At 32.0% G+C, this 17,199-nt stretch carries 11 protein-coding genes; 4 read left to right on the top strand and 7 right to left on the bottom strand.

The features are described from left to right. Nucleotides 1-6 precede the first annotated feature (6 nt). Together V9L04_RS18435 and recQ are read left to right on the top strand one after the other, a co-directional pair. On the top strand, nucleotides 7-945 hold the full coding sequence (locus V9L04_RS18435) for a hypothetical protein (RefSeq protein WP_338791395.1): 939 nt from the start codon (nucleotides 7-9) through the stop codon (nucleotides 943-945). A 392-nt stretch (nucleotides 946-1,337) separates the two neighbouring features. After that, entirely contained in the window at nucleotides 1,338-3,527 is a 2,190-nt protein-coding gene (gene recQ / locus V9L04_RS18430) for a DNA helicase RecQ (RefSeq protein WP_338791394.1), read from the top strand. 130 nt (nucleotides 3,528-3,657) lie between these two features. Here recQ and V9L04_RS18425 read toward each other — a convergent pair whose 3' ends face one another. The 4 genes from V9L04_RS18425 to V9L04_RS18410 form a co-directional block, all read right to left on the bottom strand. Beyond that, the gene (locus tag V9L04_RS18425; RefSeq protein WP_338791393.1) at nucleotides 3,658-5,100 is read right to left on the bottom strand and encodes a TolC family protein; all 1,443 of its coding nucleotides are present in this window, start codon (nucleotides 5,098-5,100) and stop codon (nucleotides 3,658-3,660) included. Between the two features lie 86 nt (nucleotides 5,101-5,186). Beyond that, complete coding sequence (locus V9L04_RS18420) at nucleotides 5,187-8,363, bottom strand: efflux RND transporter permease subunit (protein WP_338791392.1); 3,177 nt, start codon at nucleotides 8,361-8,363, stop codon at nucleotides 5,187-5,189. 236 nt (nucleotides 8,364-8,599) lie between these two features. Beyond that, entirely contained in the window at nucleotides 8,600-9,685 is a 1,086-nt protein-coding gene (locus V9L04_RS18415; protein ID WP_338791391.1) for an efflux RND transporter periplasmic adaptor subunit, read from the bottom strand. Nucleotides 9,686-9,883: 198 nt separating this feature from the next. After that, nucleotides 9,884-10,336, bottom strand: a complete 453-nt coding sequence (locus V9L04_RS18410) for a hypothetical protein (protein ID WP_338791390.1) — start codon at nucleotides 10,334-10,336, stop codon at nucleotides 9,884-9,886. 219 nt (nucleotides 10,337-10,555) lie between these two features. On the opposite strand from V9L04_RS18410, the gene V9L04_RS18405 reads away from it, so the two are divergent. Both V9L04_RS18405 and V9L04_RS18400 read left to right on the top strand, forming a co-directional pair. After that, nucleotides 10,556-11,320 (top strand): GDSL-type esterase/lipase family protein, encoded by a 765-nt coding sequence (locus V9L04_RS18405; protein ID WP_338791389.1) that lies wholly within the window; start codon nucleotides 10,556-10,558, stop codon nucleotides 11,318-11,320. 165 nt (nucleotides 11,321-11,485) lie between these two features. Further along, nucleotides 11,486-11,947 (top strand): PA2169 family four-helix-bundle protein, encoded by a 462-nt coding sequence (locus tag V9L04_RS18400; protein WP_338791388.1) that lies wholly within the window; start codon nucleotides 11,486-11,488, stop codon nucleotides 11,945-11,947. Nucleotides 11,948-12,116: 169 nt separating this feature from the next. On the opposite strand, the gene V9L04_RS18395 is transcribed toward V9L04_RS18400, so the two are convergent. The 3 genes from V9L04_RS18395 to V9L04_RS18385 form a co-directional block, all read right to left on the bottom strand. After that, nucleotides 12,117-13,394, bottom strand: coding sequence for a TlpA disulfide reductase family protein (locus V9L04_RS18395; RefSeq protein ID WP_338791387.1), 1,278 nt, complete (start codon nucleotides 13,392-13,394; stop codon nucleotides 12,117-12,119). A 185-nt stretch (nucleotides 13,395-13,579) separates the two neighbouring features. Continuing rightward, nucleotides 13,580-14,065, bottom strand: a complete 486-nt coding sequence (locus tag V9L04_RS18390; RefSeq protein ID WP_338791386.1) for a hypothetical protein — start codon at nucleotides 14,063-14,065, stop codon at nucleotides 13,580-13,582. A gap of 177 nt (nucleotides 14,066-14,242) precedes the next feature. Further along, complete coding sequence (locus V9L04_RS18385) at nucleotides 14,243-17,098, bottom strand: 2-oxoglutarate dehydrogenase E1 component (RefSeq protein ID WP_338791385.1); 2,856 nt, start codon at nucleotides 17,096-17,098, stop codon at nucleotides 14,243-14,245. Nucleotides 17,099-17,199: the final 101 nt, after the last annotated feature.

Genomic DNA, 17,199 nt, shown 5'->3' with positions numbered 1-17,199 from the left:
ATAAAAATGGTCATTATAGACGGAAAATCTGGACAACTTGCTAATCGAATTTTTTCTTTTGCTTTTTTTATAGCCAATGCTATTGAACACAAATACACACTTTATAATCCAAATTTTGATGAATATGAAGAGTATTTTCCTGCTGTAGCTCAAAATAAATTTCTAAATTATTCTATCAAAACTCGTCTTTCAGAAAATGATTCTATCGATAAATTTTTGCAACAAAATTTAGAGCGTTTACGTTATCGTTTGCCCAAAATTGATAAAAATAAAAGATGGATAGAAACACTAAATATTTCAGATTATGATAAAGACGAACGGAAATATGATTTGAATAGTCAAGAGTTTTTAGAAAAAACAAAGAAAATTCTTTTTGTGCAGGGGTGGAATTTTAGAGATTATCAAAACTTTGAAAAACATGCGAATAAACTTCGAACCATTTTTACACCTCAACAACAACATATAGATAATGTCAATAAATTAATAGACAAAAGAAGACAGGACACTGATATTTTGGTAGGTGTACATATCCGAAGAGGCGATTATAAAGATTTTTTTGGAGGGAAATATTATTTTGAATGGGAAGAATATGCTAATTTTTTAGTTCAGATTAAAGCAGAGGTAGAAAATGATGTTAGAAATCTAAATCAAAAAGTTCGTTTTTTACTTTGTTCGAATGATAAAATTGAAACAAAGCCTTTTAAAGAACAAAATTTAGATATTTGTTTTTCTACCAATCATTTCTTAGAAGATATGTATTGTTTAGCTGCCTGTGATTATATTTTAGGTGTGCCGAGTTCGTATTCTATGTGGGCTTCTTTTTATGGAAAAACACCTTTACGAATTTTGGATAAAAAAGGAACACAAATTTCATTACAAGATTTTAGTCCTATCAAAACAATAGACCATTTTGAAAATGGTAAAATCTTCAAACATACCCTCTAATAATTTTATAAAAAAATCACCCTTAAAGATAGTTGTTTTTTTACAGTAATTGAGTATATTGGTAATAGATAAATACGTAAATAAAAATGCTTATCAAAAACAGATTTATAAATGTTTCATGAAGAATCTGTAACTAAATTGTGAATAGAAAGGTACTTTATTGTAAATTATTTTTCTATAAAACACAAAAATAGGCTTGTTTTCTAAAAGTTTTGTGCTAACTTTATTATATAGAATTAGAAAATTAAAGTTTTAACTAGCACGAAATAATCAAATATAGTAGAAAACAAAAGATTAGATGAATGTAATTCAAGCAGAATTATAAACTCTCTAAACAACTTCGTATTAATACTATTTCACAAGTCGTACCCTATCTTACAAAAGGTTTTAAAATGGTAGAGCAAAAAATAAATCTCAAAAAAACACTAAAAGAAGTTTTTGGATATAATCAATTTAGAGGAAATCAAGAAACAATTATTCAAAACCTTCTTGATGGCAAAAATACATTTGTAATTATGCCCACAGGAGCAGGAAAATCACTTTGTTACCAACTTCCTGCTATTGTAAGGGAGGGAACAGCAATCGTAATTTCGCCTTTGATAGCTCTCATGAAAAATCAAGTTGATCAGCTCAATGCTGTCGGAATTAATGCTTCTTTTCTCAACTCCACGCTCTCAAAATCAGAAAGTAATAAAGTCAAAAAATCAGTACTGGCAGGAAATACAAAACTGCTTTATGTTGCTCCAGAATCTCTTACCAAACCAGAAAATTTAGATTTTTTATCTAAAGCAAATCTTTCTTTTATTGCTATTGATGAAGCTCACTGTATTTCGGAATGGGGACACGATTTCCGTCCAGAATATCGTCGTATCCGTTTCATTGTAGATTCACTTGGAAATCTGCCTATTATTGCGCTTACAGCAACAGCAACACCAAAGGTACAACAAGACATTCAAAAGAATCTTCACATGGAAGATGCAAATGTCTTCAAAACTTCATTTAATCGTCAGAATTTATATTATGAAGTTCGTCCAAAGAAAAATGTAAAAAAACAGTTAATAAAATATTTAAAAGGAAAAAAAGGACAATCAGGTATTATTTATTGTTTGAGTAGAAAAAAGGTAGAAGAAATTCACGAATTTTTGAAAGTCAATGATATAAAATCACGTCCTTACCATGCAGGGTTGGATTCTAGTATCCGAATGCAAAATCAAGATGCTTTCCTAAATGAAGAAGTAGATATAATTGTTGCTACTATTGCCTTCGGAATGGGAATTGACAAGCCAGATGTTCGTTGTGTAATTCATTATGATGCACCAAAGTCTTTAGAAGGTTATTATCAAGAGACAGGAAGAGCAGGAAGAGATGGATTGAATGCGGACTGTATTATGTTTTATAGTCCAGAAGATATTCATAAATTAGAAAAATTCAATAAAGACAAACCAGTTACAGAACGAGACAATGCACGTCACTTGTTACAAGAAATGATGGATTATGCTACTTCTGGAGTTTGTAGAAGAAGACAATTACTTCATTATTTTGGAGAAAATGTAGATAAAGATGGAGGTTTTAATGACAATACAGACAAACCAAAACCAAAATTTGAAGCTAATGAACACACAGAGTGGGTTTTGAAAGCTGTCAAGGAAACAGAAGAACGTTTTACGATTAGTCATATCGCTGATGTATTGATAGGAAAAGAAACTGACTATGTCAAAAGTTATAGTCATAATAAAGTAAGTGTTTTTGGTAATGGAAAAGATCAAACTGTTCAATATTGGCGTTCTGTAATTCGTCAAGTTTTATTATTTAATTATCTCAACAAAGATTTTGACAATCATGGTGTTGTAAAATTAAATGATAAAGGAAGAAAATTTTTGGAAAATCCAAAGGCGCATAAAGTAATGCTGACAGAAGATCACGACTTTAGTAAAATCACAGCAGAAGACGAAGAAAAAGATATTGGAGGAACAACAGTAGACAGAGGACATGACCCTGTTTTATTTGATTTACTTAAAAAATTACGTAAAAAATTAGCAAAAGAAAAAGGGTTTCCTCCTTATGTAATCTTTCAAGATCCTTCTTTGGAAGAAATGGCAACTGTTTATCCTACCACCAATGACGAACTAGCACAAATAAATGGTGTTGGAATGGCAAAGGTAGATAAGTTTGGTAAAGTATTTTTAGATGCCATCAACAAATATGTAGAAGATAATGATATTGAAACTGATGCAGAAGTATTAGTAAAACAAACGGCTAATAAATCAAAAGTCAAAATTTTTATCATTCAACAGATTGATAGAATGATTGACTTAGAAGAAATTGCTGATGCAAAAGGAATAAAAGTAAGTGATTTGATTTCTGAAATAGAACATATTTGTTATTCAGGAACAAAACTTAATCTTGACTATTATATTGATAAAATAATGGATTATGATCGTCAGGATGAAATCTATGATTATTTTATGAATGCTGAAACAGATAGTATTCAAGATGCTTTAGATGAATTTGAAGAAGATGAATATGGAGAAGATGAATTACGACTGATGCGTATTAAGTTTTTATCAGAATATGCGATGTAAAATAACATCTGAAATTTTATAAAAATTGATTATATATCAAAAACACAACATAAAAAAGCTATCCAAAAAGTATGGATAGCTTTTTTTATGTTTAAATTAAAACAGTTAAAACCTTATTCTTGTCTAATTTCTAGTTCCAACCACCACCTAAGGCACGATATACATTTACAATGGCATTCATCTGTTGCATTTTAGTATTTATAAGTTCTACTTTTGCTTCCAAAACATCACGTTGAGTCAGTAAAACTTCCATATAATCGGCTCTTGTAGCTTGAAAAAGATCATTTGAAATTGTAGTTGCCTGATTAAGAGCTTCTACTTGTTGAGTTTCCAAATCATATTTTTGTTGTAAATTATCGATATAAGATAACTGATTTGTAACTTCTAAATAACCGTTCAAAATCGTTCTTTCATAATCATAAATAGCTTGAATTTGCTTTGAATTGGCAGTCAAATAATTTGCTTTAATAGCATTTCTATTGATAAGAGGCGCAGCCAAATCTCCAGCCAATGAATATAAAATAGATTCAGGAGCTTTTACTAAGAACGTAGGATTGAAAGCACGCAGTCCCAAACCAGCCGTAAGACGCAAAGAAGGATAAAAATTAGCTTTTGCTACAGCAATATCTAGTTTTGTAGCTGCCAATTTCAACTCTGCCTGTTTAATATCTGGACGATTGCCCAAAAGCTGCGAAGGAATTCCTGCCGAAATTGTATTTGGAACAGAAGCCATAAAATCAGTAGAATTTCTTTCAATCGGTTGAGGATAACGACCTAATAAAAAATTAATTTTATTTTCTGTAACCGTAATATCTTGAAGAATATCAAACTGCAAACTTTTTGTATTTAAAAGCTGAGCTTCAAAACGCTTGACTGCCAGCTCGGTAACCTTACCAGCTTGTTTTTGAAGGCGAACAATTCGTAATGCGTTCGTTTGAATTTCAATATTTTTATTGATGATATCTAACTGATTATCCAAGGCTAAAAGTTCGTAATACGAATTAGCAATTTCTGCAATAATATTAGTTACTAAGAAATTTCTACCTTCAATAGAAGATAAATAATTGAGATAAGCTGATTTTTTAGCATTTCTAAGTTTCTTCCAAATATCGACTTCCCAACTTGCATATGCTCCTATCATATAATCCTGTAAAGGGTCAGGTGTCTTTCTGCCATCTTCAATTTCACTCATCGCATCGCTTGCTCCTTTACTGGTATAACGACTAGGTTTTTCAACTCCTGCACCTGTAGCAATATCTACAAAAGGTAGATATTCTCCTTTTCTAATTCTTACTTCATTATTTGCAATCTGAATTTCTTGAAGTGTAATATTTAATTCTTGATTATTTTTGAGTGCTGTATCAATTAGAGCAACTAAATTTTCATCATTAAAATACTGCTTCCAATTCATTTTAGCCGAATTAGTAGAGTCAGTTTGATTTGTATAATTAGTAGGCGTTTGTGGATTTGCATTTTTATTTACCAACGTAGGAACAGAACAAGCCGTAACAAACGAAGAAATAAATAGAAAGACCAAATAATTATAGAGTTTGTATTTTTTTATTTTGAACATGATTTTTTTATGTTTTTATTTTTTGGATAAAATATGTTATATTTTTTTGGTTCAAGCGTCGACGCTTGAACCAAAAAAAGAATAAATTATAAAACATGAGGATTATCCATGGCATGTTTATCTTCTGTCAAAGGCGTTTCATCTTCTCCTTTAATAAGGTGTTTGCCTTCTGCTATTGTTCCAAAAATATAATATAATCCTGGAACGATAATTACTCCGAAGACAGTACCGAAAAGCATACCCCCAAGTGCAGAAGCACCAATGGTTTTGTTACCAATTGCACCAGCACCATGAGCTAAAATAAGAGGAATAAGACCTGCAATAAAGGCAAAAGAAGTCATCAAAATAGGTCTGAAACGTACTTTTGCTCCTTCAATGGCAGCTTCCAATACAGTAAACCCTTGCTGTTGCTTTTGTACAGCAAATTCCACAATCAAAACGGCATTTTTACCCAAGAGTCCGACTAGCATAACTAATCCTACTTGTGCATAAATATCATTGGCTAGTCCCATTGATTTGACAAGTAAAAACGACCCAAAGACTCCAGCAGGAAGTGAGAAAATAACAGCTAATGGAATAATGAAACTCTCATATTGTGCTGCCAAAACAAAATAAACAAAGACTAAAACAACGATAAAAACATAAATAGCTTCGTTTCCACGTCTTGCTTCATCATAAGAAAGAGCTGCCCAGTCAATATCAAAACCATTTGGTAATGATTTGGCTTCTTCTCGTATGGCATCAATAGCCTCTCCACTACTATAGCCTTTTGCTGGCACACCACTAAAACCTGATGAAGTGTACATATTATAACGGTTGATTTCGTTTGCTCCCTGTGTTTTATGAATTTTCATAAAAGCAGACATCGGAACCATTTCACCTACATCATTTTTTACCCACAAATTCAAAACATCTTCTGGTAGTTTTCTAAATTCTGGCGAAGCCTGTACAAATACTTTAAAGAAACGTTGGTATTTGATAAAACCTTGTTCATACGTACTACCTACAAAAACAGAAAGTGTATTCATAGCATTTCCAATAGAAACGCCTTTTTGCATAGCTAATTGATTATCAATTTCGATTTCGTATTGTGGATAATTGGCACTGTAAAATGTAAACACACCTGATAGTTCTTTGCGTTTTTCTAGTCTTTCCATAAAATCATTTGTTACTTTTTCAAGTAATTCATAATCTCCTGTATTTGCTTTATCCAAAAGTTGAAGTGCAAAACCACCTGCTGCACCATACCCTGGAACGGCTGGAGGGTCAAAAAATTCAATTGTTGCCCCTGGTATGGCTGTCGATAGTTCTTCTAATTCGTGAATAACTTCAGTAACAGTATGGTGTCTTTCCGACCACGGTTTTAAGTTAATTAGACAAGTTGCAGCATTTGAGCCACGTCCTTCTGTCAAAACTTCATACCCTGCAATTGTAGAAACAGATTGAATTGCATCTACTTCTTTCATGAGTTCTTGTAACTGACGTGCAATATCATTAGTACGCTCCAAAGTAGAACCTGGAGGTGTTTGGATAATGGCATAAACCATTCCTTGGTCTTCACTAGGAATAAATCCAGAAGGTAAGTTTGTTGCAATTCCGTAAATACCACCAGCAAAAGCAATCCACAAAATAGCCGTAACTAATCTTCTATGAGCAATTCTTTTCAATAGACCTACATATACATTAGTCAATTTTTCAAAACCTCTGTTAAAGCCATCCAAACCTCTATTTAGCCATGTTCTCTTGCGTTTTTTACCATGATTATTTTTCAAAATCATAGCACACAAAACTGGTGTAAGTGTAAGGGCTACAAGTCCAGAAAGTACAATTGAACTTGCCATAGTAATAGAAAACTGTCTATAAAATACTCCCACAGGACCCGTCATGAATGCAATAGGAACAAATACAGCCGTCATAAGTAGCGTAATGGCGATAACTGCACCACTAATTTCTTTCAACACTTTTTGTACAGCTACGTAAGGGGAACAATTTTCCTCTTCCATTTTGGCATGAACGGCTTCCACCACGACAATGGCATCATCGACAACAATACCAATAGCCAAAACAAGTGCAAATAGGGTAATCATGTTGATGGTCAGACCAAAAAGTTGCATAAAAATAAATGCACCAATAAGTGAAATAGGCACAGCTAAAGTAGGAATAAGCGTCGAACGCCAGTCGCCCAAAAATATAAATACTACCAATGCCACCAAAATAAAAGCATCTCTAAGCGTATGAACTACGTTTTCAGTAGAAGCATCTAAGAAACTAGAAACGTCATAACTAATTTCGTATTCCATTCCAGGTGGAAATGTTTTTTTGAGTTCTTCTAATTGAATTTTCACGTCTTCAATAACTGCACTTGCGTTACTTCCGTATGTTTGCTTCAACACAATTGCAGCCGAAGGATAACCATTAATATTAGAATAAATATCGTAATATTCACTTCCTAAGGCTACTGTAGCAATATCTTTTAATCGCAAAATTTCGCCCTCAGAATTGGCTTTTATTATCACATCGCCATATTCTTTTTCATCATTGAGCCTATCTGAATAAGCCAAAACATATTCAAGAGCTTCTGCACGCTGACCATCTCCACGACCAATACGACCAGCTTTACCAATAACACTTTGTTCTTCAAGAGCTTTCATTACTTCATCTGGCGAAATTTTATAGGCTCTCATGCGTTCAGGATTTAACCAAATACGCATTGCATACTGACGGCTACCTAATATCCTTGCTTGACCAATACCGTTAATACGTTGCAATTCAGGCAACATATTTACACCTGCAAAGTTGAAAAGGAATTTCATGTTTGCATTTTTGTCTGTACTGTAAAGGTTTACGTACATCAACATACTCGGCATCATTGGTGTAATAATTACACCTTCACGCTGAACAAGCTCAGGAAGTCGGTTTCTGACTTGCTCTACACGGTTAGAAATTTGAACTAAGGCTTGATTGGGATCGCTTCCTGGTTCGAAAACGATTTGAATATTTGCTTCCCCTGCGCTAGTTGCATCAGATTTCATATAACGCATTCCCCAAGCACCATTAATGGCTTGTTCTAAAGGAATGATAACTGATTCGGTTAGCGTTTTGGCACTTGCCCCAGGGTAAGAAGCCGAAACCATTACCATTGGAGGTGCAATAGATGGAAATTGAGAAGTTGGGAGGGTATAAATGGACATTACACCCAAGAATATAATTACTAACGACAATACTATAGCTAGTACAGGTCGTTTTAAGAATTGTTCGAACATGGTAATTGGAATTTGAAAAATGAATGATTTAAGAAGCAATTACGAATTACGAATTAAAAATTACGAACATGATATATTCATAATGAACAGTTTAGGATTTAAAACTGCTTCCTTTATTTAATTCTATTCCTAATGCGATATTTTTTGATAAGAGTTTGTAAAATCGTTTAAATTATAAATCACTTATTACAAGATTACATTCGTAATTCGTAATTCGTAATTTATAATTGTTTATTTTACTCTACATAGACCTCTAAAGTGTCTAGCACTTCTTTAGGGTCTTTGTATTCAAATGCTATCTTATCATTATTCCTCACTTTTCGAATTCCTTCAAGTAGGATTTTTTCGTCTTCTTTCAAACCTGCCTGAACGACATATAAATCTGGAAGTTCTCCAGCCACTACAATTTCTCTTTGATGAACTACATTTTCTTTATCTACCACAAAAACATATTTTTTCTCTAAAATCTCAAATGTTGCTTTTTGTGGAATAATAATAGCATTTTTGAAAGGAACAGTCATTTGAATATTTCCTGTTTCTCCATGTCTTAAAAGACCATTTGGATTTGGAAAAGTAGCTCTAAAAGCAATATTTCCAGTTTCATTATTAAAATCAGCTTCTATTGCCTTTACATAACCTACTTCACTAAATAGCTTATTGTTTGCCATTAATAGATTTACTTTCATCAAACTATCCTTTTTCTCATTGGCTTTGTATTCTAAATATTCGTATTCAGGAACATTAAAATATACCCACATAGTGCTATTGTCTGAAAGTGTAGTCAGTAATTCGCCTTCCTCTAAAAGACTTCCTTGTCTTACTTGCAGCCTGTCCATGATACCACTAAAAGGCGCACTAATTTTTGTAAAGCCCAAGTGCACTTTGGTAAGCGATAACTCAGCTTTTGCTTTGTCTAGTTTTGCTTTTGCAAGTGCTAATTCATTGGGAGAAACGATAGAACTATCAGCCAACTTTTTAGTGTTTTTATATTCAATTTCTACAAAATCTACTTCAGCTTGAGCTTTTTGAGTTTCAGCTTCATAGAGCATTGGCATAATTTGGAACATGGCTTGTCCTTCATTTATTTTCTGTCCCTCATCAACATACGTATTTTGTAGATAGCCTCTTTCTAAAGCTCTAAGCTCAATATGTCGTATAGCGTGGATTTGACAAACATAATTTTTGATAACTGAAGTATCCATTTTGATAGGATTTGTAACCAAAAAAGTTACTTCTTCTTCTTCTTTTTCGTGGTGGGACTCACAGCTTGTATAAAGCAAAATTAAGCACAAGCTCATAAGTCCAAGTAATATCTTGTTCATGATTATTTCTTTAATAAATATTAATTTAGATACCTTAAAATAGTATAAACAGCAAAACATATAAACAACTACTTGACAATCAAATATTTGTATAAAAAATATTGATTCTAGTACGTGCAAAAAGCATAGATAAAGCTGAGATACAGAGATAGGTTATTTCAAAAATTTGAAAAACCTAAAATGAGGAAAGACAAGGCATCATAACCTGAACACTTGGAACAGAATATAACATTTATGAAATAAGAAATAATTGAGGTTTTCGCTTACATAAAGATAGTTTCTATTATAATTATAGAATCTAGCGAATAGAGGAGTATTAAAAATAGAAGCAAAAGTAAAACTACCTTGTGAAGATATTTCTAAAGAATGTAGTTTGTCTTCTTTTTCTTTCTCTTCTTTTTCAAAAAAACGAAATTTAAAGCGTTTACTTTTCTTTTTACCACTAGGAAATGAATCTGCTTCTAGTATAGGAATAACATACTGATTATCAAAATCAGCATCTAGCGATTCACTGGTATTTTCAATAGTAGAAAAAAACTTTTCTAAAGATGTCTTTTCGTTTGCTTGATTTGTATGGGCATACAAAAAACCATTTCCGTTTAACAGGAAAAGGTAGAGTAGCACAAACGATATTTTGAAAAGCTGTTTCATTGTGTCGCAAATGTATGTAGAATTATTAATTGTACAAACAAATTTCAGACTATTTTTTACAAAAAAGGAGATTATTATCAAATAAAATCAGCCTATTAACGTAAAATCTAATTTTTTGTTTGAAAAATAATATACTATTTTTCAAACAGCAGAAAAACATTTTTTTTTAGTAGCTTTAGACTTCAAATAAAAAAAATCCCTTTTACAAAAAAATAAGAAATGCTCCTAAAAAACTCTATTATAACTGGATTTGCTTTCCTCATTATTTTATCATTTATTTCTTGCAAATCACCACAAACAAACTCTCAGAATGCTGAGGTTTCAAATAATTCTGATTTAAAAACCACTTACTTAGCCTTAGGTGATTCTTATACAATAGGAGAAAGTGTAAAAATAAGAGAACGCTATCCTGTTCAACTTGCTGAAAAAATAGAATTTCTATCAAAGAATAATGAAAATGATAAAAGAATTTATTTTGAAGAACCTAAAATTATAGCTAAAACAGGCTGGACATGTGAGCAACTTCTGACAGCTATTCGTTTGGGAGAACAAAAAAATGAACTCAAACAAAAATATGATATAGTTTCTCTTCTAATTGGAGTAAATGACCAATATGACAAAGAAGACAGTCTAAAATATGAAGCACGTTTTGAAAAACTGTTGCAAAAAGCAATTAGTCTAGCTCAAAAAGATGCTTCTAAGGTTTTTGTAATTTCAATTCCTGATTATGGAATGACTGATTATGCAAAAAGCAAAAAAATGGACGAACAAAAGATAGCACAAGAAATTGATTATTATAACAAGATAAATAAACAAGTAGCATTGAAATATAAAGTTACTTATTTTGATATTACTCCTATTTCTAGAAAAGCAATTTCTGATAAAAATCTAATTGCAAATGATGGATTACATCCTTCAGCTCAAATGTATAAAGAATGGGTAGATCTTATGGCAGATGAAGTTTTGAAGATGTTAAAAAAGTAGGTTTGAAAAATAAAATACAAATTATATCAAACATTTTTTTGTTATGAGTGTTCTTATAATGTAATCTTCTTATTTAATAAAAACAAATTTATAAATCTGAAAATTACATTTTTTATTACAATATTTTAAATAATATTATTTTTTTATCTAAATTTTTAATTCATTATGAATACCGACAAAACAAGAGAATATCTTAAAGACATTGCAGAATTATGTATCGATGGCGTGCAAGGTTATAAAGACGCAGCCGAAAAAGTTGATACTCCTTATTTAACATCATTATTTACAACATTTGCTAAAGAACGTGAAGGTATTTTGAATGCCATAAATCAAGAATTAGCTACTTTAGGTGCGCCTGCTGTAACACGAGGTAGAACTGACGGAACAGCTTTGGGTTCTATTCACAAAGCGTGGTTAGATTTTAAAGCAGCTTTATCTTCTGACAACACAGAATCAATTTTAGAAGAATGTAAACGTGGTGAAAAATATATCTTGGACGAAATGGATGATGTTTTAAAAAACAAAACTGAAATGCCAATTTCATCGGTTCAAGTATTACAAGATGCTCGTTATACTATTTGGAAACGAATGGAAACTATCGAACATGCAGAAGAAGCAAATGACTAATTTGTTATTAAAAAAAAATTCAAAAATACTCTTACATTTATTTGTAAGAGTATTTTTTTTGAGGAGTATACTAAAAAGTAAGTGTAGTAATCATCTGTAAAAAATGAAAAAGTAAAAACTAGGAAATAAAACAAAGATAACAAACCACTCAGTAGATTACACTCTCTGATTATTCACTCAAAAGTTTCTCCACAAAATTAGTAGTTGATTCTACATAATTGTCATAATATTCTCCTGTTCCTTTTCCTGAAAAACCTGTATGTATTTTTCTTACTTTTCCTGTTTTATCAATGAAGATAGTTGTTGGAAAAGACATCACATGATTTAACATAGGCAATGTTTGTGCTGCAAACTGTTTATCTGCACGTCCAGCAAAAAGAATTTCATACTCTACATTCAAGCGTTTTTTCATTCTTTCCAAACGTTTTTTTGCATCTTCAAAATCTTCTGTTTGTTCGTAAGCAAGTCCAATTATTTCTAATCCTTTTGGATTATAAGTAGAATATAGTTCTGTCAAAAAATTGGTCTCATCCATACAATTCGGACACCAAGAACCTAAAAGTTGTACAATACGTACTTTTCCATCGTATTTTGGATTGTCTAAAGAAATAAGTGTTCCTTCTAGGTTTGGAAACTCAAAAGTAATTGTTTCATATCCTTCTTTCAGATAAGTAAGTGTGTCAGCTTTTGGAAGTGTAAAATTAGGGTTACGAGTAGCAACAAAATCTACAGGTTGTCCTTTTCCAGACCAAAATTTTCCTTTTAGTGTAGTTGAATTTTCTGCTTTTGCTACAAATAAAAATGCATGAGAACCATCAAAACAAGATAAATACAAAGAATCATTCGAAACGCTTCCAAAAAGATAGCGATAATCGCCTGTTGTGGTCAAAAATGTTCCTTTCAAATTTCCTTTTACATCTGCTGTTTCTATCTTTTCAAACACGCCTAAAGCTGCACTAGAATCTCCTTCTGATAAAAAATAAGTTTCCCATTTCCCACTCAAATCAAATTTTGCTGTTTGATTGGCTTCAAAACGAGTTTTTGTGTTTGGAGTAGCCGAAAAATCTAATGAACTAGCATTGGTAAAACTTCTACGATTCCATTTTCCAACTAATTTTTGATTGGCTGCATTCCATTCTGCTACTATTTCGCCTTCAAAAATGTGCATCGGAATTGTAAATACATTTCCCTTTTTTACTACATTATCTAAGAGGATTTTTTCCTCGCCATTAATAAGTGTAAAAGTTGGAATGGTATCGTTTTCATTTTCTGAATAGTTTACTTCAAAATTGAAAGGAAGGACTGCACCTTCTTGTTGTTGTAAGGTAGCTCGCCAAATTCCACTTGGAAGTTTCATATCGTTTTCTTTTTTAGAGTTACAACTACTGAAAATAAAAGTAGAAGTTAAAAATAGAATAATAGAAAATAGAGATAATATTTTTTTCATGGCTTGGTTATAATAAAAAATAGCAAAATAAAAATATAAAAACAGAGAACTGCCCTTTATGAAAAAGCAGTTCTACTTATTTTCTTATTACACATTCAGTTTTTAGGATAAAGAATGTATAAAATTTTGCACAAGTGTAAAAGTGTACAAGCAACAAATATCGTAAATTTTGAGATATAATTTGCCTATAATGCAAGTTTATACAAAAAACCATTACTTAAGGTAGTTTTGATAATCTGCATTTCGGAAGAGCTGACTTCTTCCACTTCATAAAATGTACAGCAATCTTCACTTTTTTCTCTTGTTTGATAAATAAAATCAAATTCTATAGAGTCATTTACGATTAAAATATACTCTTTACTTTCGGTTTTCCAGCCCATTTGTTGGTCTACCAAAATAGTTTGTTTTTGTCCTTCTATTAACACCGAATCTAGTTGTGGTGTATAAAATTTGTTTTCTAAAACAGATTTTATTTGAATATCAGAAAGAGAATATGTTCCATTATCAATTAGATTTTGATTGGTTTCTTTATCTATAAGTTGAAAATAAAATGGCTCAGCTGGAGTAAAACAATCTGTATCAGTGCAGTTATCACAACTAGAAAGATTGAGTGCTAAAAGGAAAAGAAAACTAATTTTGACAGAAGTAAGTAAAAAATTGTATTTTTTCATAGTAAAATAATATAGTTAAATTAAAAATAGTTTATCACTTTACGAAGAATTAATATAAAATGTCGCACAACCTTATTATTTTCATAAAAAAAAGACCATTTTTCAAAAAATGAAAAATGGTCTTTGTAGTTATTTTATATTAGTCAAAGGCAAGTCTTTTGACCTACAAATAAATTCTTACTTCACATCAAAAGCCTCATCAACGATAGCTTGTTGTGTTTTGGCATGAACTTTTGAATAACCTGTTGCTGGAGAAGCACTTGCTTTTCTTGAAATAACATTCAATGTCGGACGTTTTTCTTCAATCCATTCTTTATAAAGCATACGCAAAACAAAAAGCCATGCTCCCATATTTTCAGGTTCTTCTTGTACCCAAACAACTTCTACTTTCTTACCATATTTATTAATTTCTTCATAAATACGCTTTTTAGGGAAAGGATGAAGCTGCTCTACTCGTACAATTGCAACATCTTTGCGTTCTTCTTTTTCTTGTCTGTCTAATAAATCATAATATACTTTACCAGAACAAAGAAGAACTCGTTTTACATTTTTCTTATCTGCATACTCATCTCCATATACTTCTTCAAATTTTCCATCTGTAAAATCTTCAATTGGAGAAACTACTTTTGGATGTCTTAAAAGAGATTTTGGAGACATCAAAACACAAGGTTTACGGAAATCCCAAGCCATTTGACGACGCATCAAGTGGAAGAAATTTGCAGGTTTTGTTACATTAGCAACAATAATATTGTATTCTGCTGAAAGTTGCAAGAAACGTTCAGGACGAGCATTTGAGTGTTCAGGCCCTTGCCCTTCGTAACCGTGAGGAAGCAAAAGAACCAAACCAGTTGTACGTTGCCATTTTGTTTCACTACTCGTAATGAATTGGTCAATCATGATTTGCGCTCCGTTGGCAAAATCTCCAAACTGAGCTTCCCAAATTGTGAGAGCATTCGGATTTGCCATAGCATAACCAAACTCAAAACCTAAAACGCCATATTCAGAAAGAAGAGAATTATAAATATCAAAAGGAGGTAAATCTTCTCCATCTTTTCCTTCTAAGTGATTAAGATTGTTGTAAGTTTCGTTTGTTTCTGCATCGCTCAAAACAGCATGACGATGTGAAAACGTACCTCTACGAACATCTTGTCCTGTAAAACGGACAGTATGACCATCCAAAATAACAGAACCATACGCCAAAAGTTCGGCACTTGCCCAATCTAAAACTTTATCTTCAAAGAACATTCTATTTCTTTCAGAAAGTAATTTATCAATCTGTTTTAAAGGATTAAAACCTTCTGGAATAGTCGTAAGTGCTTTACCAACTTTATCAATATGTTCTTGTGTAATTGAAGTTTTTGGAGAAACATCAAAATCTTCTGCTTCAGAGCGACGCATGTTTTTCCAAACTTGTTCTAATTCTTGATATTCGTAAGGAAGTGGTTTTTGTCTAACATCATCTAAGCGTTCTTGCAGCATTTTTTTGAAAGATTTTTCCATGTCTTTCGCAAGTTTGCTAGTAATATCTCCTTCTTTTGTCAATTTTTCTATATATAATTTTCTAGGATTTGGATGTTTTCCTATCAAATTATATAAATGAGGTTGTGTAAATTTTGGTTCATCTGCTTCATTATGACCATAACGACGATAACAAACCATATCTACATACACATCTTTATGGAATTTCTGACGGTATTCAGTTGCTAATTTTACAGCAAAAACAACAGCTTCAGGATCATCCCCATTTACATGAATCTCAGGAGTTTCTGTAAGTTGTGAAATATCTGTACAATAGTTTGAAGAACGACCATCATAAAAATCTGTTGTAAAACCAACTTGATTATTGATTACAAAATGGATTGTTCCACCTACTGTATAGCCTTCTAATTCAGACATTTGAGCTACTTCATAGACAATTCCTTGTCCTGCAAGAGCTGCATCGCCATGAATAATAATTGGTAGAGCCTTCTTTTTATCTCTTCCATGCAAATAATCTAATTTTGCACGAGTATAACCCTGCACTACTGGAGCAACAGCTTCTAAGTGAGAAGGATTTGGAGCAAGACGTAAATACACTTTTTCTCCATTTGGAGTTTCTACTTGTGAAGAATAACCCATGTGATATTTCACATCGCCATCTCCCAAACCTAAAAGTTCGTCAGAAACATTTCCTTCAAATTCGTTAAATACTTGAGCATAGGTTTTGCCCATAATATTTACCAAAACATTGAGACGACCACGGTGAGCCATTCCAATTACTACTTCTTCTACTCCTAGTTTTGCTCCTTCATTAATAATGGCATCAAGAGCTGGAATAGTTGATTCTCCTCCTTCTAAAGAGAAACGTTTTTGACCTAAATATTTAGTATGCAAAAAGTTTTCGAATACAGATGCTTCATTGAGTTTCTGTAAAATACGTTCTTTTTGTTGATGGTCTAATTTGAATTTTGGATAATCTACTTCTACTTTTTTTCTGAACCAATATTTTACATCAGGTTCACGGATAGACATAAACTCAAAACCAATTCCACTCTCATAAATCATTTTCAAACGATCAATGATTTCTTGAAGGGTTGCTTCTCCAATTCCAATTTCGTTTCCTGCTCTAAATTTTTTGCTTAAATCAGCTTCTGTAAAACCAAAATCTTCTAGTTTCAAACGTGCATGTCGGTCTCTACGAGGACGAACTGGGTTTGTTTTGGCTTGCAAGTGTCCACGCAAACGATAGCCATCAATTAGTTTTTTGACAGAAATTTCTTGTTTTAGTTTGTCTTCATCAAGACCAGCAGGAAGTGAGTCGGCAAAACTTTTTTGATTTACGGTTTCTGTACCAATAGCGTGTCCGTTTGAGCCATTTTTATTTGTTTTGGTAACTTCTCCTGTTTCAGTGTCATACTCTGACATTGAAAATTCAAAGCCTTCAAAAAATCGTTGCCAACTAGCATCTACCGAATTTGCATCTTTTTGATAATCTTGATACAATCCTTCGATATACGAGTTTTCGGCATTGGAAAGGTATGAGAGTTTGTCCATTTTTTTGGGTTATATTTATAAAAAAAGCATTTATTAGACACTCTTTTTCTAGTTTTTTACTAGTCTTATACTCTTGAATTTCTTATTGAATAAGAAATTAT

Origin of the sequence: Bernardetia sp. MNP-M8 (assembly GCF_037126285.1) — a bacterium.
In the GTDB taxonomy this organism is placed as follows: domain Bacteria; phylum Bacteroidota; class Bacteroidia; order Cytophagales; family Bernardetiaceae; genus Bernardetia.
The sequence above is the reverse complement of the archived record's forward strand: the minus strand, read 5'-3'. Positions and strand labels throughout refer to the sequence as shown.